The organism is Micromonospora echinofusca (genome assembly GCF_017614955.1).
Classification (GTDB): Bacteria; Actinomycetota; Actinomycetes; order Mycobacteriales; family Micromonosporaceae; genus Micromonospora; species Micromonospora echinofusca_A.
Genome location: NZ_WVUH01000109.1, coordinates 1 through 19662, shown reverse-complemented (window position 1 = coordinate 19662; position 19662 = coordinate 1). Strand labels below are relative to the sequence as shown.

General features: G+C 72.6%; 17 protein-coding genes and 1 pseudogene. 5 read left to right on the top strand and 13 right to left on the bottom strand.

What is annotated here, in order from left to right; all coding sequences use genetic code 11:
• Positions 1-425: pseudogene (locus GSF22_RS34765) on the top strand (hypothetical protein); the annotation flags it as partial.
• Here the strand turns inward: GSF22_RS34765 and GSF22_RS14570 are convergent.
• A complete protein-coding gene (locus GSF22_RS14570) occupies positions 340-990 on the bottom strand; it encodes a TetR/AcrR family transcriptional regulator (protein ID WP_208814106.1) in 651 nt (216 codons plus the stop codon). The pseudogene GSF22_RS34765 and the gene GSF22_RS14570 overlap by 86 nt on opposite strands.
• An 88-nt stretch (positions 991-1078) precedes the next feature.
• On the opposite strand from GSF22_RS14570, the gene GSF22_RS14565 reads away from it, so the two are divergent.
• Positions 1079-1801: a DUF2306 domain-containing protein gene (locus tag GSF22_RS14565; protein ID WP_208814105.1), complete on the top strand. Its 723-nt coding sequence runs from the start codon at positions 1079-1081 to the stop codon at positions 1799-1801.
• Positions 1802-1888: 87 nt separating this feature from the next.
• Here the strand turns inward: GSF22_RS14565 and GSF22_RS14560 are convergent, their stop codons facing one another.
• The 5 genes from GSF22_RS14560 to GSF22_RS14540 all read right to left on the bottom strand — a co-directional run bounded on the left by GSF22_RS14560 (position 1889) and on the right by GSF22_RS14540 (position 7679).
• Positions 1889-3877 carry a cellulase family glycosylhydrolase gene (locus tag GSF22_RS14560; protein WP_208814104.1) on the bottom strand — a complete coding sequence of 663 codons (1989 nt, stop codon included), beginning with the start codon at positions 3875-3877 and terminating at the stop codon, positions 1889-1891.
• Positions 3878-4091: 214 nt separating this feature from the next.
• Positions 4092-4820 carry an amidohydrolase family protein gene (locus GSF22_RS14555; RefSeq protein WP_208814103.1) on the bottom strand — a complete coding sequence of 243 codons (729 nt, stop codon included), beginning with the start codon at positions 4818-4820 and terminating at the stop codon, positions 4092-4094.
• Positions 4817-5608: a hypothetical protein gene (locus GSF22_RS14550; RefSeq protein WP_208814102.1), complete on the bottom strand. Its 792-nt coding sequence runs from the start codon at positions 5606-5608 to the stop codon at positions 4817-4819. The genes GSF22_RS14555 and GSF22_RS14550 overlap by 4 nt, the downstream gene beginning before the upstream one ends.
• On the bottom strand, positions 5605-6504 hold the full coding sequence (locus tag GSF22_RS14545; protein ID WP_208814101.1) for a dihydrodipicolinate synthase family protein: 900 nt from the start codon (positions 6502-6504) through the stop codon (positions 5605-5607). Before GSF22_RS14545 ends, GSF22_RS14550 begins: the two co-directional genes overlap by 4 nt.
• Positions 6501-7679 (bottom strand): DegT/DnrJ/EryC1/StrS family aminotransferase, encoded by a 1179-nt coding sequence (locus GSF22_RS14540; protein WP_208814100.1) that lies wholly within the window; start codon positions 7677-7679, stop codon positions 6501-6503. The genes GSF22_RS14545 and GSF22_RS14540 overlap by 4 nt, the downstream gene beginning before the upstream one ends.
• Before the next feature lie 78 nt (positions 7680-7757).
• On the opposite strand from GSF22_RS14540, the gene GSF22_RS14535 reads away from it, so the two are divergent.
• Positions 7758-8990, top strand: a complete 1233-nt coding sequence (locus tag GSF22_RS14535; protein WP_208814099.1) for a hypothetical protein — start codon at positions 7758-7760, stop codon at positions 8988-8990.
• A 72-nt stretch (positions 8991-9062) separates the two neighbouring features.
• Here GSF22_RS14535 and GSF22_RS14530 read toward each other — a convergent pair whose 3' ends face one another.
• The 7 genes from GSF22_RS14530 to GSF22_RS14500 form a co-directional block, all read right to left on the bottom strand.
• Complete coding sequence (locus GSF22_RS14530; protein ID WP_208814098.1) at positions 9063-10118, bottom strand: dihydrodipicolinate synthase family protein; 1056 nt, start codon at positions 10116-10118, stop codon at positions 9063-9065.
• 9 nt (positions 10119-10127) lie between these two features.
• The gene (locus GSF22_RS14525) at positions 10128-11144 is read right to left on the bottom strand and encodes an NAD-dependent epimerase/dehydratase family protein (RefSeq protein ID WP_208814097.1); all 1017 of its coding nucleotides are present in this window, start codon (positions 11142-11144) and stop codon (positions 10128-10130) included.
• A gap of 364 nt (positions 11145-11508) precedes the next feature.
• Complete coding sequence (locus GSF22_RS14520; protein WP_208814096.1) at positions 11509-12390, bottom strand: Gfo/Idh/MocA family protein; 882 nt, start codon at positions 12388-12390, stop codon at positions 11509-11511.
• A 65-nt stretch (positions 12391-12455) separates the two neighbouring features.
• Complete coding sequence (locus GSF22_RS14515) at positions 12456-13523, bottom strand: hydroxyacid dehydrogenase (RefSeq protein WP_208814095.1); 1068 nt, start codon at positions 13521-13523, stop codon at positions 12456-12458.
• Positions 13520-14422 (bottom strand): carbohydrate ABC transporter permease, encoded by a 903-nt coding sequence (locus GSF22_RS35705; protein WP_208814094.1) that lies wholly within the window; start codon positions 14420-14422, stop codon positions 13520-13522. The genes GSF22_RS14515 and GSF22_RS35705 overlap by 4 nt, the downstream gene beginning before the upstream one ends.
• Positions 14419-15318 (bottom strand): carbohydrate ABC transporter permease, encoded by a 900-nt coding sequence (locus GSF22_RS14505; RefSeq protein WP_208814093.1) that lies wholly within the window; start codon positions 15316-15318, stop codon positions 14419-14421. Before GSF22_RS14505 ends, GSF22_RS35705 begins: the two co-directional genes overlap by 4 nt.
• A gap of 61 nt (positions 15319-15379) precedes the next feature.
• Complete coding sequence (locus GSF22_RS14500; RefSeq protein WP_208814092.1) at positions 15380-16621, bottom strand: ABC transporter substrate-binding protein; 1242 nt, start codon at positions 16619-16621, stop codon at positions 15380-15382.
• A 147-nt stretch (positions 16622-16768) separates the two neighbouring features.
• Between GSF22_RS14500 and GSF22_RS14495 the strand changes: the two genes are divergently transcribed.
• Together GSF22_RS14495 and GSF22_RS14490 are read left to right on the top strand one after the other, a co-directional pair.
• Positions 16769-18067: a Gfo/Idh/MocA family protein gene (locus GSF22_RS14495; RefSeq protein WP_208814091.1), complete on the top strand. Its 1299-nt coding sequence runs from the start codon at positions 16769-16771 to the stop codon at positions 18065-18067.
• Between the two features lie 322 nt (positions 18068-18389).
• On the top strand, positions 18390-19662 hold a 1273-nt coding region (locus GSF22_RS14490; protein WP_307803993.1), incomplete at its 3' end, for a serine/threonine-protein kinase.

The window sequence follows — 19662 nt, the reverse complement described above, 5'->3', positions numbered from 1 at the left end:
GGCGGGTGTACCAGGGGGACCTGTTCGACCCGTTGCCGCCCGCACTGCGGGGGCGGGTAGACGTGCTGCTGGCCAACGTGCCCTACGTGCCGAGCGCCGAGGTGGCGCTGCTGCCCGCCGAGGCCCGGGTGCACGAGCCCCGGCTGGCACTCGACGGCGGCGCCGACGGGCTCGACGTGCTGCGTCGGGTGGTCGCCGGGGCGGCTTCCTGGCTGGCACCCGGTGGTCACCTGCTCTTCGAGACGGGTGAGCACCAGGTGCCGGTGGCGGTGGCGGTCGTCGCCGCCGCCGGTCTGGTCCCGACGGTCGCGTCCTGTGCCGAGCGGTACGCGACGGTGGTCACCGCGACCCGGCCGGTCCGGGTCGCCCCGGACCGCCGGGCCGGTCTCGGTCCGCCGGACGCGGGGACCGCAGCAGCAGGGTGAGTGCCTGGTCCACCAGGTTCTCCGTGGAGTCCTCCAGGCCCAGTCCGACGAAGCCCCGGCTGAGCTGGAGGGTGGCCAGGCCGTGCACGGTCGCCCAGATCGTCCGGGCCACCACCCCGGGCGGCACGTGGTCGGGCAGGTCGCCGGTCTGCTGCGCCTGCCCGACCACGTCCACCAGCGGCTGGAAGGCCAACGGCCGGGCCTTCTCGTGGTCGGGCCGGTGCTGGAACATGATCCCGAAGACGGCCGGGTTGTCGGCGGCGAACCGCAGGTAGGCCACTCCCATCCGGCGGATCCGGTCGGCCGGGGTGGTCGCGGGCCGTTCCGTCTCCTCCAGGGCGGCCCGCAGTCCGAGGTAGCCCTGGTCGGCCAGCTCGGCCAGCAGGGCGTCCCGGTCGACGAAGTGCCGGTACGGTGCCGCCGAGCTGACGCCCACCCGCCGGGCCAGCTCGTTGAGGCTGAAGCCCTGGCTGCCCCGCTCGGTCAGCAGCGTCCGGGCGCCGTCGAGCAACGCCTCGCGTAGCGAGCCGTGGTGGTAGGAGCTGCGTTTGACGCCGGTGGGCATGTTGACGACTCTAACATCGACCCTTATGTTGATGGCACTTACATTGTAAGTGAGTCGTACATACATTGACTCCGCCAGGAGGCCGCGCATGACCGAAGCGACGATCACCCGACCGGCCGGGCCGGCGACCATCGGCCACCCACCGCGCCCGTCCCGGGCCGGCTGGCTCGTGGTGGCGCTGTCCGCACTGGCCGTCGGCGGGTACTCCCTCGCGCTCTACGCCCAGGGCAGCCTGGCCGACCTCGCCGGCAACGACACCGGACTGGCGGTCCACTACGCGTCCGCCGCCACCCCGGTGCAGATCGCGTTCTACCTCCACGTCGCCACCGGCTCGCTGGCCCTGTTGCTCGGGCCCGCGCAGTTCTCCCGCCGGCTACGGCAGCGGTACCCGACGGCGCACCGGCTGGTCGGCCGGACCTACCTGGGCGCGGTGGCGCTGGGCGTACTCTCCGCGCTGGTCCTGGCACCGGTGAACTCGGCGGGTCTGGTGGGCCTCTTCGGGTTCGGCGGTCTGGCGGTGCTCTGGGGCGCGACGGCGCTGCGCGGGTACCACGCGGTGCGCGGTGGCGACCTGCGCCAGCACCGCGCCTGGATGATCCGCAACTACGCGCTCACCTACGCGGCGGTCACCCTGCGCACCTGGCTGGGGGTGCTCATCGCGGTCCAGTTGCCGTTCGCCGGGGGCGACTTCCAGGCGGTCTTCGACAACGCGTACGCCCCGCTGCCGTTCCTCGCCTGGCTGCCGAACCTGGTCGTCGCCGAGTGGCTGATCCGGCGGCGTGGGCTGCCGTCGTACCGGCTGACGGCCTGAGCGGTCCGGTCGACGGTCCGACAGGGTCGGTCCGGGTGCCCCGACGGTGACGGCGGGACACCCGGACCGGTGTGGTGGTGGTACGGGTTACGACGCGGAGCAGGTCAGGTTGGTCGGAGCGGACGACGTACCGGTGGCGGTGAAGCCGAAGGTCGTCGTGGCACCGGCGCCCAGCGAGCCGTTGTAGGTTTCGTTACGGACCGTCACGTTGCTGCCGGAGACGGTCAGCTTCCCGCCCCACAACTGGCTGATCGTGACGCCGGTGGGCGCGGTCCAGGTGACCGTCCAACCGGTGCTGGCGGCGGTACCGGTGTTCTTGACCGTGACCCCGGCCTGGAAGCCGCCGGACCAGGAGTTGGTCACCGCGTACGTCGCGGTGCACCCGTTGTCGCCGCCGCCCCCGCCACCGGGCGGGGTGGTGAAGGTCCGGCCGGGCGAGACCGCCGAGACGTTCCCGGCCGCGTCCCTGGCCCGGACGCTGAACGTGTAGCTGGTGTCGGCGGTCAGACCCGTCGCGGCGTAGCTGGTACCGGAGACCGTGGCCACCACCGACGGGGTGCCGGTGCCGACCGCCCGGAGCACGTCGTACGAGGTGACCCCGACGTTGTCGGTGGCGGCGGCCCAGCTCAGCGTGGCGCCGGTCGCGGTCAGGTTGGACACCGCCGGCTGCCCCGGGGTGGTCGGCGCGGTGACGTCCCCGCCACCGCCACCGGCGTACCGCTCGGCGAGGTTGATCCCGGTGGTGCTGCCGTTGCCGCCGAGCCGCACCTGGTGGTCGAGGCTGACGAACTTGCCGTTGTGCTGCCACAGCGCCGGCTTGAGCATGGCGTACTTCTGCTCGTCCCAGGTCTGCCAGTCGTCGAGCAGCAGACCACCGGTGTCGCCGGAGTTGGGGTTCAGGCACCAGAAGGTGTGGTGGATGCCGTGCTCGATCATCAGGTCCCGCAGCGCGGTCATCCACCTGTCCTGCCGGGCGTCCTGACCGAGCCGGCCGCCCCACTCCCCGACCAGCAGCGGCGCGGTGCCGTTCTCGTGGATGTAGAGCCAGTTCGGCCGCCAGACGTCGTTGGTCAGGGACGTCTTGTCGAAGTCCTTCTGGAACCAGGGCTGCTCGAAGACCAGCGGTCCGTAGTCGTGCGGGGAGTAGACGAGCTGGTCCTGGTTCGCCCCGAGGTTGACCGGGTGTTCCCGGACGCCGCGCAGGTTGCCGCCCCACCAGTTGTAGTAGTAGTTGGGGCTCAGGTCGGGGTCGGTGTTCGGGGAGTTCCAGGTCTCCCCCTCACGCGGGTAGACCTCGATGCCCTCGCAGAGGATCAGCACGTTGGGGTTGATGGCCAGGATCCGCCGGCCGGCCGTCTCGCAGGCGTACTTGAAGTTGTCCTGGTCGGTGGTGTTGTCCCACTTGGCGCGCGGCGGCTGGTTGGGGGTGCCGTGCGGTTCGTTCTTGATGTCCATCGCGACGATGGTGTCGTTGCTCTGGTACCGCTGGGTGATCCACTCCCAGCCCTGGTAGAACAGCTCCGGGGTGATCGTGCCCTTCCACCAGACCGGGTAGACGTGGCCGGAGTTGTCCGCCTCGGCGCTGTGCAGGTCCAGCATGACCTTCAGGCCGTACTTCTCGCAGAGCGCCAGCCAGTGGTCGAAGACCTGGAGGTTGTTCTTGCCGGTCAACTCGGGGTTGACGTAGGTGTTGACGTTCGGCATGACGGTCTGGCCGGCCTTCCACTCCAGCAGCAGCTGGGTGGAGATGGGTACCCGGACGATGTTGATGCCCCGGTCGGCCATGCCCTTGGTGATGGTCTCGATGTTGGCCGACCAGAGGCCGTGGAACACCCGCTCGGAGGCGTTGTAGCCGAACCAGTTGGCGCCGGTCAACCAGACCTGGTTGCCGGCGGAGTCGACGATCCGGTTGCCGTCGGTGTGCAGCCAGTCGGTGGCCGGGACGGCCTGGGCACCGACCGGCGACCCGGCGTCGGCGGTGGGGGCCGCACCGGCCCAGGTGGGCAGCGCGGTTGCCAGGCCGAGGACGGCGGCCGCCGTCACCACGGCGGCCCGGAGTTTGGATCTTGCAGCCATGTCGGCTTCCTCCAGCGGATCAGCAAGGGGACGACGCGCCCCCGGAGCGCGGTGGAAGTGGCATGATGGGAGCGCTTCCATCGACAGTATGACGTTTTTGTTGCCAGCGGAAGACACGATGCTCCTCGATGTCACTGAATCGATTGAGCAATCGCTTTCCTCAGCTGGCAGGCAACCCTGTGACAGCCGGGCGCGGGACTACTGAACCGATTAATCAGATGTCGAGGCGGAACAGTTCGGCGGCGTTGCGCCAGGCGACCCGCTCGGCGGTGACCGGATCGAGGTCGGCGGCGAGGACCGCACCGTAGGCCGCCGCCGGGTCGATCAGCGTCGCGTCGGTACCGAACAGCAGCCGGCGCGGGTCGACCGCCGCCGCCACTGCGGCGAACCGACCCGCCTCGGTGTGCGAGAAGCACGGTTCGAGCCAGAGCCGGTCGACGGAGTTGGCCGCCTCGACGGCGTACCGCCAGCCGTTCGCCCCCATGTGCCCGGCGATGACCCGCAACCCGGGGATGTCGGCGCACGCCTGGGCCAGGTCGAGCGGGGTGGTGTCCCAGGTGTGCACCAGCGCCGGCAGGTCGTACGCGGCGACCAGGGCCAGCGCGTCCCGGGTCCGCGCGGAGGCGACCGGCGAGCCGGAGTAGTCGGTATGGATCTTGACCCCGACGAACCGGCCGGACGGCAGCAGCTCGGCCAGGTCCCGCTCGGCGTCGGCCAACCGACGCGGGTTGACCGTCAGGTAACCGAGGAACCGGTCGGTGGTCTCCAGCACCCGGGCCATCGCCCGGTTACCGGACCGGACGTCGTAGACCACCGCCTCGGTGGCCGAGACGACCGCCAGGTCGATGCCGTAGCGGTCCATCACCGCGAGGTTCACCGCGACCGCGCCGACCTCCATGCTGAAGAACCACGGTCCCCAGTGCGCGTGCACGTCGACGATCACGCCGCGACCCCCAGGAGCCGCCGGGCGTTGCCGCCGGCCACGGCGGCCACCCCGGCCGCGTCCAATCCGGAACGGGCCAGCCGGAGCCGGGGTACCACCGGCTCCTGCCACGGGGTACGCGAGCCGTAGAGCAGCCGGCCGACGCCCAGCTGCGCGGCGACGGTCTCCAGCGCGTCGGGTGAGTTGAGCAGCCGGGTCGAGGTGTGGAAACCCGGTTCGTCCCGGGCCACCACCACGAAGTCCCCGAGGTGGTAGAAGTGCGTGTCCAGGAAGACCACGGTCGCCCCGCGCAGCGGTCGCCAGTACCGCCGGACGTCCCCGCCGGTCAGGATCACCAGCCCCGCCTCGGTGGCCCGGCGGGCGACGTGCCGCACCGAGGGGAAGTCGGGCTGCACCCCCTGCTCGTCGGGGAAGAGCCGCACCGCGCGGAACCCCCGGGCGGCGAGCCGGACGATCTCCCGCTCGGCGCCGAGCGGGTCGCGCAAATCCAGCGCGCCGACCGGCAGCACCGGGCCGCCGAGCGCGGCGACCTCGTCGTTGCCGCTGGTCACGTCGAACAGGGCGGCCCGCAGGCTGGCCACGGCGGCGCCGGTGATGCCGTTGCCGGCCAGCAGCGCGACCACCGCGTCCGGGTCCCCGGACGGGCCGGGACGGTCGGCGTACCGGCCGACGAGCACGTCGACGTCGAGGGTCACCGGGGGCAGGTCGGTGGCGACGAACGGGTTGACCGGGCACGGCTCGGCGGCGGGGACGGTCACGGCCGGTCCCCCGGCGGCGGGGACGGTCATCGCGGCGGTACCGCCCGCAGGACCCGGTCCCGTTCGTCGGCGGGGAGCGCCGGACCGTACGGGTCGACCGCGTACGCCGCCGGGATCCGCCCCTCCCCGGCGGCGATCCAGAGCATCCGCTGCACGTACCCCTCCATCGGTGCGGTGAAGGTGGCCGCGGCGAGCCGGTCCAGCCGGGCGGAGGCGGTGACGAAACCGGTGTGGTCGCCCTCGGCGAAGCGGCGCAGCACGTCCCGGGTGACCGGTACCGCGGCGGCGGCCAGCCCGACCAGGGCCGCCTCGGCGCCCCACATCAGGGACGGCCCGAACATCCGGTCCTCGCCGGTCACCGCGAGCCGGTCGGCGGCGTGCGCCGCGTCCAGGGTGGCCTGGCAGGCGATCGCGTCGTGCAGTCGGGCCACCTTCACCCCGGCCACCCCGGGCAGCGCCAGCACCGCGGCGAGCGTGTCCGGCGGGTACGGGCGGAGGTAGAGGTCGAAGGCGAGCAGCGGCAGGCCGGCGGCCCGCCACAGGGCGTCGTGGTGGCCGACCGGGTCGTCGGCGACCGGGAAGACCAGCAGCCCGACGGCACCGAGTGCGGCGGCCTGGGCGGCCTGGGCGGCGACCTCCGCGCCGGTCTCCCCCGGCCGTCCGCCGACCCCGACGACGACCGGCACCCCGGTCGCCACCGCCTGCCCGATGACGGCGGCCCGGGTGTCGGGGGTGAGGAACGGGCCCCGGCCGGTGTGGGCGAGCACCGCGAGGGCGTCGGCGCCGTCGACGACCAGCCCGCGCAGGTACCCGCCGACGGTCGCCGGATCGATCGTGCCGGTGACGGTCGACGGGGTGGCCGCGGCGGCGACGAGGCGCCAGCGCAGCCGGTCCCGCAGGGCCGCCGCGCGGGGGTCGATCGTCATCGGGTCACCGCCCGGCGGACCGCCGCCGCGATCCGGTCGACGTGCTCGTCGGTGTAGCGCTCGTTCCACTGGATCACCAGCAGAGTCTGCGTCACCAGCCGTTCCGCGTTCGGCCGGGTCCCCCAGCCGTACTCGGGCACCCGGTCGGCGGGCGGGGTGCTCAGCGGGTACCGGGAGGTGCCGTAGCACGGCGCCTCGGTGAGCACGGGCGCGCAGTGCAGCGGTTCGTCGAGATAGCCGGCGCGGGCCGGTACCCCCTCGGCGGCGAGCCGGGCGGCCACGTCGGCGTTGTCCAGCGGCGGGTCCAGCACGATCGGGAAGAGCCACCAGGCGTGCCGGTCCGGGTCGGCGGGCAGGTGTACCCCCGGCAGGTCGGCCAGGGCGGCGACGAGCCGACGGGCGGTCCGCCGCCGGGCGGCCAGCACCCCGGGCAGTTTGGCCAGCTGGGCCCGGGCGACCGCACCGGCCAGCTCGGTCATCCGGTAGTTCAGCCCGAGGCTGACGTACCGCCGGGTCCCGCCGTCGCGCGGCCAACCCTTGTCGGCGAAGAGCCGCATCCGGCGGGCCAGCGTCGCGTCGCCGGTGACGACCAGCCCACCGTCGCCGCAGGTGATGTGTTTCCACTGCTGGAGGCTGAAACAGCCGATCGTCCCGACGGTGCCGGCGAGCCGGTCGTCGGGGTAGCGGGTCAGCCACGCCTGGGCGCAGTCCTCGATCAGCGGGAGGCCGGCGGCGTCGGCCACCGCCCGCAGCCCGGTGGCGGCGGCGCCGAAGAGGTGGACCCCGAGGATCGCCCGGGTACGTGGCCCGATCGCGGCGGCCACCGCGTCCGGGTCTAGATTCCCGGTGTACGGATCGACGTCGGCGAAAACCGGGACGGCGTTCTGGGCGAGAATCGGCGCGACCGTACCGATGTCACTGATCGGAGAAGTGATGATCTCGTCGCCGGGTTCCGGCGCGACCGCCGCCACGGCCAGGTGCAGCGCGGCGGTACCCGAGCTGCACGCCACGGCGTGCGGCACCGCGTGCAGCGCGGCCATCTCCCGCTCCAGGGCGCGGACCTCGGTGCCCCAGACGGAGCTGAGCATGCCGGTCCGCAGCGCCCGGGTGACCGCTTCGATCTCCTCGGCACCGAGGGTGCGCCCGTCGGCGTCGGCCATGCTGGGATACGACACGTACCCTCCCGGCTTCACGAATACCGGACCTGACCGTAATCTGAAGATGCGAGCCACGCAACCGTGGAGGAGGAGTCGGTGAGCATCGAGATCGGCGTCGTCGGTCCCCACGACCTGGTCGACGACGTCGCCACGACCTGCGAGGAGCAGCCCGGGGTCACGGTCCGGCGACTCGACTACGACCACGAGTCACAGGCGCCGGCGATCGTCGAGGCGCACAGCGGGCAGGTGGAGGCCTGGCTGTTCACCGGGGTGGTGCCGTACACCCTGGCCCGCGACGCGAACGTGCTGAACCGGCCGGCGACGTTCGTCGACTACACCGGGGCCACCCTGCTCCAGGCCGTGGTCCGGCTGCTGCGCGACGGTCACGACGTGACCCGGATCTCCATCGACACCCTGACCGGCACCGACGTCAACAGCACGTTCGGCGAGGCCGGTCTGCCGGTGGAGCAGGTCCGCACCCTGCCGTACCGCAGCGGCCTGCTCTCCAAGGACGTGGCCGCGTTCCACCGCCGGCAGCGCCGGGCCGGCACGGAGGTGGCGGTGACCTGCATCAGCTCCGTCTACGAGACGCTGCGCCACGAGATGCCGACGATCCGCCTGGCCCCGTCGTACCACTCGGTCCGTACCGCGCTGCGCCAGTTGCTGCTGCAGGCCAGCAGCCAGGCGCAGGAGGACGCCCAGATCGCCCTCGGCCTGGCGGCCCTCTCCGACGGTGACGGGGGTCTGCTCCGGGAGGTGGCGGCCCTCGGCGGCACGCTCGCCCGGGTCGGTCACAACTTCCATCTGATCGTCACCACCCGGGGGCCCCTGCACGACGCGACCGCCGGTTTCACCGCCCTGCCGATGCTGCGCCGGCTCGCCGACCGGCACGACACCGTGCAGATCGGGTTCGGGCTCGGGCGCAGCGCCGCCGAGGCGGAGAACCTGGCGCGCCGGGCGCTGAGCCGGGCCCGGCGGGTCGGGTCGGCCGCCGCCGTCCTCTCGCTGCGTGGCGACACCGACATCGTGCTGGAGTCGACCGCCCCGGCACTGTCGGCGGCGGCGTCCGCGGCGGACGTCAACCTGGCGGTCATCGCCCAGCGGGTCGGCCTGTCCGTACCGACCCTGCTGCGGTTGCGCGAGGTACGCCACGCCGCCGGTACCGAGCCGCTGACCACCCGGGAGGTGGCCGAGCAGCTCAACGTGCAGCAGCGCACCGCGCGGCGGATGCTGCACCGGCTGGAGCTGGCCGGTCTCGCCGAGCGGCTGGGCAACCTCTCCTCGGGCAGCAGCGGACGGCCGTTGACGCTGTACCGGCTGACCCTCTGACCACCGTCCCGCCCCACGCCGGGGCGGGGTCCATCCGGACACCCCGTTGTGTCCGGATGGACCGGTACCGGGTCAGCGCAGCCACTCGTCCAGGTGCGCCGCGACGAACTCGTCGTCGCGCAGGTGCGGGTACGCCTGGAACACCCGGTCCAGCTCGGCGAGTTGGCCGGGTGAGAGTTCCTCGGCCGGGTCCAGGCACCAGCGGCCGGCGAGCAGGCCCTGCCGGCGCAGCACCTCGTGAATGCCGGGGATGCAGCCGTGGTAGCCGTTCGCGGCGTCGAAGATGGCCGCGTTGGCGTCGGTCAGGTGGCCGTCCAGGGTGAGCAGCCGGCGCAGCGCGTCGTCGTCCCCGGAGCGGGCCCGGTGGGCCTCGGCGAGCAGGCCGACGGCGGTGTGCGCCCAGACCGCCCACTGGCCGAGCAGTCCGCCGACGAACTCCACCTCGACGGACCGGCCGTCCACCACGACCCGGTGCGGCGCCACCAGGTCGGCGAGGATGTGGTCGTCGTTGCCGGTGTAGAGGGCCAGGTCGCCGACGCGGCCCGCCGCCACCACCCCGTGCAGGACGTCCAGTGTGCGGTACCGGTCGAACGGCGCCACCTTGATCCCGACCACCGCGTCGAGGGCGGCCAGCCGGGCCCAGAACTCCCGGGACAGCGACCGACCGCCGACCGCCGGTTGCAGGTAGAAGCCGACCACCGGCAGTACCTCGCCGACCGCGCGGGCCCGCGCGATCAGGGCGTCCTCGTCGAGGTCGGGGTGCGGCGGCAGCAGCACCATGTGGTACCCGAGCGACGCGGCCAGTTCGGCCTCGGCCACCGCCTGCGCGGTGGGTCCGCAGGCGCCGGCCACCAGCACGGCGTCCGAGCCGGCGGCGGTCTCGGCGGCGAGTTCCAGCACCGGCGCGAGCAGCCCGACCTGCGGGTCGTGGATGGCGAACTGGGTGGTGTGCACGCCCACCGCGATCCCGCCGGCACCGGCGGCCAGGTAGTACCGGGTCAGGGCCCGTTGCCGCCGCTCGTCCAGCCGACGGTTCTCGTCGAGGGCGAGCGGGTGGGCGGGGATGACGCAACCCCGCTTGAACCGGTCCAGGGCGGTCGAGTTCCGGGGGCTCGAAGCAGTCAACACGGGTCTCTCCTAGAAGTTGCCGTCGCGGCGCTGGAAGCCGGTCGGCTTGCCGAGCAGGGGGTTGTCCTCGGCGACCCAGTGCGCCGTCCACTCGATCAGTTCGGCCACCGGCACGTCCGGGTACCCGAACAGCCGGTGGCAGAGCTGCGCGTTGGACAGCAGCGCGGTCGGCGCCTCGGTTCCGGTGAGGACCGGTTCGCGGCCCAGCCGGGCGGCGAGCGCGGTGGCCACCTGCCGTACCGAGATCGTTTCCGGGCCGGTCAGGTTCAGCACGAACGGCGGGGTGGCGGTGTGCCGCAGGGCGCGCAGGGTGACCTCGTTGGCGTACCCCTGCCAGACCACGTTGGCGTGCCCCATGGTCAGGTCCACGGGTCGCCCGGCCTGCACGGCGGTGGCGATGTCGACGAGGACGCCGTACCGCATCTCGACGGCGTAGTTCAGCCGGATCAGCGCCAGCGGGGTGTCGTGCTTCAGGGCGAAGTGGGTGAGGATGCGCTCCCGGCCGAGGCAGGACATCGCGTACTCGCCGACCGGTTGCAGCGGCGTCTGCTCCACGCACCCGCCGGCGGTGACCGGCACCAGCGGATAGACGTTGCCGGTGCTCAGCGCGACGATCCGCGACCCGGCGAAGCGGTTGGCCACCCGGCCGGGCAGGTAGGTGTTGGTGGCCCAGGTGGCGTGCTCCCGGCCCGAGGTGCCGAACTTGGCACCCACCAGGAAGACCACGTTCGGCGCGTCCGGCAGGGCGGCCAGCGCGGCGTCGTCGGTGACGTCCGCCTCGACCACGACCGCGCCCTCGGCCCGCAGCGCGTCGGCCAGCCCGGCCTCGGAGAACCGGGAGACGGCGACGACGCGGGCCCCGGTACCGGCCGCCGCCACCCCGCGCAGGGCCAGCCGGACCAGGCTCGGGCCGAGTTTCCCACCGGCACCGAGGATCAGGATGTCGCCGTCGAGCGTGCGCAGGTCGTCCACCAGGACGTCCCGCGGGCGCGACAGCCGCTCCTCAAGCTCCGCCAACGAACGCATACACCAGACCCCTCTCCGATTAACGGTCCTGACCGTAACCTCAACCGGATTCGGCCGTCAAGGTGGCACGGGCCATCCGCGCGACAACTGGCCGGGTGTCCGGCGGAACCGCCCGGTCGGTCGGCCGGGCGGGGGTCGGCTCCCGCGCTCGACGGTGCTGGCGACGGGGTGGACCGAGCGCGCCCCGCCGGGCGGGTGGTCGGGGGGTGACGTGCTGTCGAGCTGCACCGGATGTGCGGGCAGGGCGGCGGTCGATCCCGTGCACGCACGGATGGTGCAGCTCGACAGCACGGGGGACAGCCGGTCGCATCCCGGCCGCACGGGTTCCCGTCGTGCGTGGCGCGGGGCCGGCCGCCCCGACGGCTCAGACCAGGGCGCGGGCCTGGGCGAGCAGGGTCAGCACGGCCCGGGTCTGGGCCCACGGCACCGGGCTCGGGGCGCCCCGGACCATGTCGAGGAACGCGTCGATGGTGGCCCGGTAGCCCAGTTCCTCCGGGCCGCCCCGCAGCGCGACCCGGCGCTCCCCGTCCCGGGTGTGCACGGTGATCTCGTACGCCTCGTCCGAGGTGACCCCGATGACCTCGACGGTGCCCGGCACTCCGTCGTCCCACTGCACCGTCAGCACCGCCGTGTCCTCCGACGGCAGGGTCGGGTAGCCACGGGTCGCCCCGCCCGCGCCGACCAGCCGTACGGCCGGACCCCGGAGGGCGACCATCAGCTCCACCCCGTGCAGCCCCATCATGACCAGCGCGCCGCCGCCCACCGCCGGGTCCACCTGCCAGGGGTTGTACCCGGTCGCCCAGACGCCCACGTCGTGCCGGATCGTCGCCCGGACCGCGAGCACCTCCTCGTCGGGTACGTCCAGCGCGACGAAGTCCGGGGCGAACCGCAGCACCGACGAGGAGAGCACCAGCTCCGGTGCCCGCGAGACGACCGGCTCCAGCCGGGCGAGCTGGTCGGTGGTGGCCGCCGCCGGCTTGTTGACGAAACAGGGCAGCCGGTGGTCGAGCACCTGCGCCAGGGTCTCGGGTACCTGCGGGGTGGGTACGGTGAGCACGACCCCGTCCGGCCGGGTGGCCAGCAGGGCGGCCAGATCCGGTACCACCGTGGCGTCCGGCTGCTCGTCGCGGAACCGCGCCAACCGCTGCGGATCCGGCTCCCAGACCACGAGTTCGGCGTCGCCCCGCAGGGCCCGGGCGTCGGTGTACGGGTGACTGGTGGCCAGTCCGGCCAGGGCGATGCGCATGGGTCCAGAGGCTACCCAGGGGGTTTCCCGCCGCGTCAACCGCTGGTCAGCGGCGGGAAACCCGGTCAACCCATCGTGTCGAGCTGCTCCGGTCGGATCTCGTGGCGCAGTGCCGCGCCGCGCAGGAACCGGTCGATCTCGTCGACCACGATCGCCCCGGCCCGCCGACGGGACTCGACCGTGCCGGCCGCCTCGTGCGGGGTCAACAGGACGTTGGGCAGGTGCCGCAACGGGTGGTCGACCGGCAGCGGCTCGGCGTCGAAGACGTCCAGGGCCGCGTCGATCCGCCCGGTCCGCAGCTCGGCCAGCAACGCGGCCTCGTCCACCAGCGCCGGGCGGGCGGTGTTCACCAGCAGCCCGCCGTCGGGCAGCAGGGCCAGTTCCCGGGCGCCGATCATCCCGGTGGTGGCGGGCAGCACCGGGGCGTGCAGCGACACCACCCGCGACCGGGTGAGCAGGTCGTCCAGCCCGACCCGGGTGACCCCCAGGTCGGCGGCCGCCGCGTCGGTCAGCAGCGGGTCGACGACCAGTACCTCCGCCCCGAGCGCCCGGACCAGCCCGAGGTAGGCCCGCCCGGTACGGGAGGCCCCCACCACGCCGACCGTCGCGCCACGCAGTTCCCGGCGGGGCGGTACGTCCTTCGCCCGCTCCCAGTCCACCCCGGTACGCAGGGCGTGGTCGAACCGGTGCACCCGGTGCAGCAGGGCGAGGGTGAGGGCCAGGGCCTGCTCCCCCACCGCGTAGCCCATCGCGTCGCCGGCCTGGGTGACCCGTACCCCGTGGGCGAAGCTCTCCGGGGTGACGAACGGTTTCACCGTGGCGCCGGTGTGCGCGAGCAGCCGCAGCCGGGGCGCGGCGGCCAGCACCGCCGCCGACAGCCGGTGGGTACCCCAGGCGGTGACCACCACGTCGGCGTCGGCGAGCAGTTCGGCGAGGACCCGCTCGTCGCCCACGTCGGCGCCGGTGGGCGGCAGGCGCAGCCGGCCCAGCGCCGCCAGGGCGTCCCAGGCGGCGGGTTCGAAGAAGAGCCGCCGCAGGTGCGGCGGGGCGGCCACCGCGATGAGCGGCGCCCCCTCCGGTGGACCCTCCGGCCGGCCGGGCGGCTCCGGCGGTCCTGTCGTACGGCCGGTCACCCCTTGATGCCCGTCGTGCTCACACCCTCGGTGAAGTAACGCTGCCCGATCAGGTACGCCATGAAGATCGGCACGAAGGCCACCACCGAGCCGGCGAGCAGCATGTTCAGTGCCACGTTCTCCTGCTGGAGCGAGGCGATGCCGGTGGTCAGCGTCCGCATGTCGAGGCTCTGCCCGACGATCAGCGGCCAGAGGAAGTCGTTCCAGTGCCAGAGGAAGACGAACACCCCGAGGGTCGCCATGATCGGCTTGATCAGCGGCAGCACGATCGAGACGTACACCCGCCACTCGGAGCAGCCGTCCAGCCGGGCCGCCTCGAACAGCGAGTCCGGCAGCGAGGCGATGAACTGCCGCATCAGGAACACCGCCTGGGCGTTGGCCAGGGTCGGCACGATCATGCCCCAGTAGCTGTCCACGCCGTTCAGTTCGGCGATGATGATGAACGTCGGGATCATGGTGACGTGGTACGGCACCATCAGCATCGCCAGGAACGACCAGAACATCGCCTCCTTGCCCGGGAAGCGCTTCTTGGCGAAGGCGTACCCGGCCATCGAGGCGAACAGCAGCACCCCGACCACGGACACCACCGAGTAGACGACCGTGTTCCACATCCAGCGCAGCACGCTCTTGGCGCCGATCACCTGGTCGTACGCCTCGGTGGAGAACGGCCAGGGCAGCAGGCTGTCCGGGAAGGTCACCGGGCCGGTCGGCTTGAACGACAGCACGACCATCGCGTAGAACGGGAAGAGCGTGACCAGGGCGCCGAGCAGCAGCAGCACGGTGCGCACGATCCGGGCCGTCAGGCTGGGCCGGCCCGGCCGGTAGGGACGCGACCTCCGGCGGGGCGGGACCGGGCCGGTGGGGGTCACGGCGGCCGGTGGCGCCAGGGTGTCGGTCACTTTTCCCTCCCCAGGGTGAGGCGCTGGATCAGCGCCACGATGATGGTCAGCACGAACAGGGCGACCCCGACCGCGCTGGCGTAACCCAGGTCGAAGTACTTGAAGCCCTGGTCGTAGAGCATGTAGACCAGGGTGTAGCTGGACCGGACCGGGCCACCGCCGGTCATCACGTAGATGGTGTCGAAGACCTGGAACGACACCGTGGTCTCGATGATCGCCACGAAGAACAGCGCGGGGCGCAGCTGTGGCAGGGTCACGTACCGGAACCGCTGCCAGGCCGAGGCGCCGTCGGTGAGCGCCGCCTCCTCCAGCTCCGCCGGGATGTCCTGCATCCGGGCGAGCAGGATGAGCATGCCGTACCCGAACCGGGACCAGACCGAGACCAGGACCAGCGCCGGGACGACCAGGACGCTGTCGGCGAGCCACGATCCGGCCGGCAGGCCGAGCGCGCCCATCGCCTGCGACCAGGGGCCGCCCTCGGAGAAGACCCAGGTGAAGACCACACCGGCCAGCACCAGGCTGGTCACCACCGGCAGGAAGAAGATGGACCGGAAGAGCTTGACCCCACGGAACATCCGCCGGGTCAGCACCGCCATGGCCAGTGAGGCGATCATGGAGAGCGGTACGGAGATCGCGGTGAAGATCACCGTCACCCGCAGCGCGGACCAGAACGTCGAGTCCTCCACCAGGCGACGGAAGTTGTCCAGGCCGACGAAACCGGCCTCACCGCCGATGGTGTAGTCGGTGAACCCGAGCACCGCCCCGGCGATCGCGGGGCCGAACCGGAACACGATGAACAGCAGCAGGAACGGCAGGACGAACAGCAACGCCGTACCGGCCTCGCGGGCCGACGGCCGGCGCGGGCGCCGGGTACGACCCGCCGGGAGTGCAACCATCTCGAATCCTCCCTCGACGGTTCGCGGTGGGCGGCGCCGCCCACCGCGAACCGGGTCAGTGCTAGCCGAGCAGCTGGTCGGCGGCCTTGGCCGCGTCGCTCAGCGCCTGGTCGACGGACTTCTTGCCGAGCAGGGCGGCCTGGATCTCCGGGGCGAGTACGCCCTGGACGTCGCGGGCCTTCTCGTGCAGCGGTCCGGGGGTGGTGGTGCTGACGAACTTCTCGATCTCGCCGACCACCGGCTGGCCGCTGTAGAGCGCGCCGGCCGACTTCTTGGCCGAGAAGTAGTTCGACGCCAGGTCGTACTTCTTGGCCTGGTCGGCGCCGGAGACGAAGGCGATCCACTCACCGGCGGCCTTCTTGTCCTGGGCGCCCTTGAGCATCGACAGCGTGCCGATGGTGCCGTACGCGACCGACTTGGTCTCGGTCAGCGGCGGGAGGACCTTGATGTTGTCCTTGCCCCAGAACTGCTCCAGCTCCGAGGTGGGCGCGTGCCACACGCAGCCGACCTTGTTCTGCGCCAGGCGGGTCTGCTCCACCGGCGGCTGGGTGGTGATCAGGCTCTTCTCGGTGTACCCACCGTCGACGAGCTGCTTGACGAAGCCGAGCGCCTTGCGGCCGGCGTCGCTGTTGAAGGCGGTCGACTTGCCGTCCGGGGCGAACACGTCGCCGCCGGCCTGCCAGAGCAGCGGGTAGAAGGTCAGGTTCAGGGTGTTCTTGATGTCACCGGGGTAGGAGGTGATGTCGTAGCCCTTGGCCTTGAACGCCGGTGCCATGGCCAGCACGTCGTTCCAGGTGCTCGGGTAGGTCTGCTGGCCGACGGCCTCGAAGACCTTCTTGTTGCAGGTCAACGGCTGGGAGCTGGTGAGCACCGGGGCGCCCATCATCTTGCCGTCGATGGTCACCGCCTTGGCCACGTTCTCGTGGTAGTCGCTCTTGGCCGCGTCGTCGAGGTACGCGTCGACCGGCTCGATGTTGCGGGCGTACTTGGGCAGCTGGTCCGGGATCAGGTAGACCACGTCCGGGCCCTTGTTACCGGCGATGGCGGTGGCCAGCGCCTGGTCCCGGTTCGCCCAGGGGAAGATCTCGACCTTGACCTCGGTGTCGGGGTGCTTGGCCTTGAACGCGGTGATCGTCTCGTCCCAGTACGCCCGGTGCTTGGCCTCGTCCGCGATGACCGGGTAGATCCACATGGTCACCGACTTCTTGTCCGACCCGCCGGAGTCGGACCCGCCACAGCCACCGGCCGCGAGCGCGGCGACGAGCGCCACCGCGACGGCCGACAGGCTCTTCCGAACACGCATCTCGCATCCTTCCAGGGAGCTTGGTTCGCAGTAGGCTAACTTACGGTCCGGGCCGATACTAGAGGCCGAATGATCTCAAGGTCGCATCGTTCCTGCTCCTCCCGCTGGACGGCCGGCCGGGACCCCACCGAATCTCGGAGGAATCGGATGACAGTCTCACTCGCCATCGTCGGCGCAGGCAGCCGGGGTACCACCTACGCCGGATACGCCGCACGCTTCCCGGACCGCGCCCGCGTCGTCGCCGTCGCCGACCCGCGCGCCGACCACCGCGAGGCGCTCGCCGACCGGCACGCGGTGCCCGCCGCCGACCGGTACCCGTCCTGGCAGGCCCTCGCCGCGCGGCCCCGGCTGGCCGACGCCGTGGTCGTCGCCACCCCGGACCGGGAACACGCCGAGCCGGTGGCCCGCCTCGCCGCGCTCGGCTACCACGTGCTGCTGGAGAAGCCGATGGCCCCGGACGAGGCCGACTGCGAGGCGGTGGTCGAGGTGGCCGGGCGTACCGGGGTGCTGCTCGCGGTCTGCCACGTGCTGCGCTACACCCCGTACACGGACACCGTGCGGGACCTGCTGGCCGCCGGGGCGGTCGGCGAGATCGTCGGGGTGGAACACCTGGAACCGGTCGGCTGGTGGCATTTCGCGCACTCCTACGTCCGCGGCAACTGGCGGCGCGCGGACGAGTCGTCGTCCAGCCTGCTGGCCAAGTGCTGCCACGACCTGGACTGGCTCCAGTACCTGGTGGCGGACACCCCCACGCAGGTCAGCAGCGTGGGCCGGTTGAACCACTTCCACCCCGGCAACCGGCCGCCGGGCGCCGCCGACCGGTGCGTGGACTGCCGGGTCGAGCCGGACTGCCCGTACTCGGCGACCCGGTTCTACGGCGACTGCCTCGCCGACCCGGACCGGCACGTCTGGCCGCTGTCGGTGCTCACCCGGGACCTCACCGAGCAGGGGGTACGGCGGGCGTTGACCGACGGGCCGTACGGACGCTGCGTCTATGCCGGCGACAACGACGTGGTGGACCACCAGACCGTCACGGTCAGCTTCTCCCGGGGCGCGACGGCCACCCTCACCATGAGCGCCTTCACCCCGGGCGGACACCGGCGGACCCGGATCATGGGTACCCGGGGCCACCTGGAGGGCGACGGCGAGCGGGTGACGCACACCGACTTCGTCACCGGTCGCACCCGCACGGTGGAGGTCGCGGCCAGCGGCGCGGACGCGGGGTCCGGGCACGGCGGTGGCGACCACGGGCTGATGGCCGCGTTCGTCGCAGCGGTCGCCACCGGGGACCGCTCCCTGGTCCGCTCCGGCCCCCGGGAATCCCTGGACAGTCACCGGATGGTCTTCGCCGCCGAGCGCAGCCGGCGGTCCGGGGGTACGCCCGTCCGGTTGGCCCCGCCGACGCCGCCCGACCGGCGGACCCCAGCCGCTCCGGCCAACCACTGACCGGAGATTAACTCCATTTACGGACATGACCGTAACTGTTTTCCCTGGTCACCTACGGAGAACGGGATCGACCGACGAGGGCCGGGACGACCCGCACCCGGACGTTGCCCGGCTCTGCTAGAAGTTGCGCTGTGCCAGTAACCGATCCGCCCACCGCCACCGGACGCACCGGCCGATCCGCGCCGGCTCCGGTGGTGCGTACGCTCAACGCCGCCGGTACCGCAGCTCCCCCGCTGCCGAACCGGCGCCTGCTGGTGTCGGGGACCAGCGTCACCGTCGCCCCCGTCCGGGCCGGGCGGGGCGGATCAGGGGAGGCAGGGCAGTGACGGTCAACGGGTGGCAGGTCTCCGGCTACACCCATCTGCGGGAACTCGGCTCGGGCGCGTCGGGCCGGGTGGTCCTCGCGACGCACGACGCGACCGGTACGCCGACCGCCATCAAGTACCTGGTCGGGGACATCAGCGCGGACCCCTCGTTCCGCGCCGACTTCCGCGCCGAGGCCGAACTGCTGGCGGCGATCGACGACCCGAACGTGGCCCGGCTCTACGAGTACGTCGAGTCGGCGCAGGGCGCGGCGATCGTGATGGAACTGGTCAACGGCGTGTCCCTGCGGCAGATGCTGCGGGCCAACGGGCCGACCGACCCGGAGTCGGCGCTCTACGTCCTGAAGGGTTCGCTGCTGGGCCTGCACGCGGCGCACTCCCGGGGCGTGGTGCACCGGGACTACAAGCCGGAGAACGTCCTCGTCACCGCCGAGGGCACCAGCAAGCTGGCCGACTTCGGCATCGCCATGCCGGTGGGCCGGGAGGCCGGCTCCTCGGTCACCGGTACACCCCGGTACATGGCCCCCGAGCAGTGGACCGGCCAGGCGGCCACCCCGGCCTCCGACATCTACGCGGCCACCGCGGTCTTCTACGAGTGCCTGACCGGTCGGCCACCCTTCGACGGTCAGGGCATCATCGTCCTGCGCGACCAGCACGCCAGCGCGCCGATCCCGACCGATCCCGCCCCGCCACCGGTACACGACCTGCTGCGCAGCGGCATGGCGAAGCGGCCCGAGGAGCGTCCGCAGCCGGCAGCGGCCTTCCTGGACATCCTGGAGGCGACCGCGGTCGCCACGTACGGGCCGGAGTGGGAGGAACGCGGCCGACGCCGGCTCGCCGAACGGGCCGCGCTGCTGGCCCTGTTCTTCCCGTTCCCCGATCCGGCCGGTGGTGGTACGGCGGTCGCCGAGACCGTGCTGACCGACAGCTCCGGCTTCGGCGGCCCCGGTGCCGGGACGGCCGGTCTCGGCGCCGCCCCGCGCGGCCGGGGGCGTGGCTGGGCGCAGAAGGCACTGGTCGGCGGGGGTCTGGTGGCGCTGCTGGTGGCCGGTGGGTTCGGGCTCAGCTACGCCTCGTTGGAGGGGGACCCGGTCGAGTCGTCCAAGGACTCGGACGGGCCGGTCGTGACGGACACCCCGACGGGACCGGTGGACCCGGCGACGGCCGACCCGACGCCGCCGTTGCCGCCGACGCCCACGACCGTGCCGACCCCGACACCGCCGGCACCCACCGCGTCGGCCGGTGACACCCCCACCACGCCGACCCGCACCC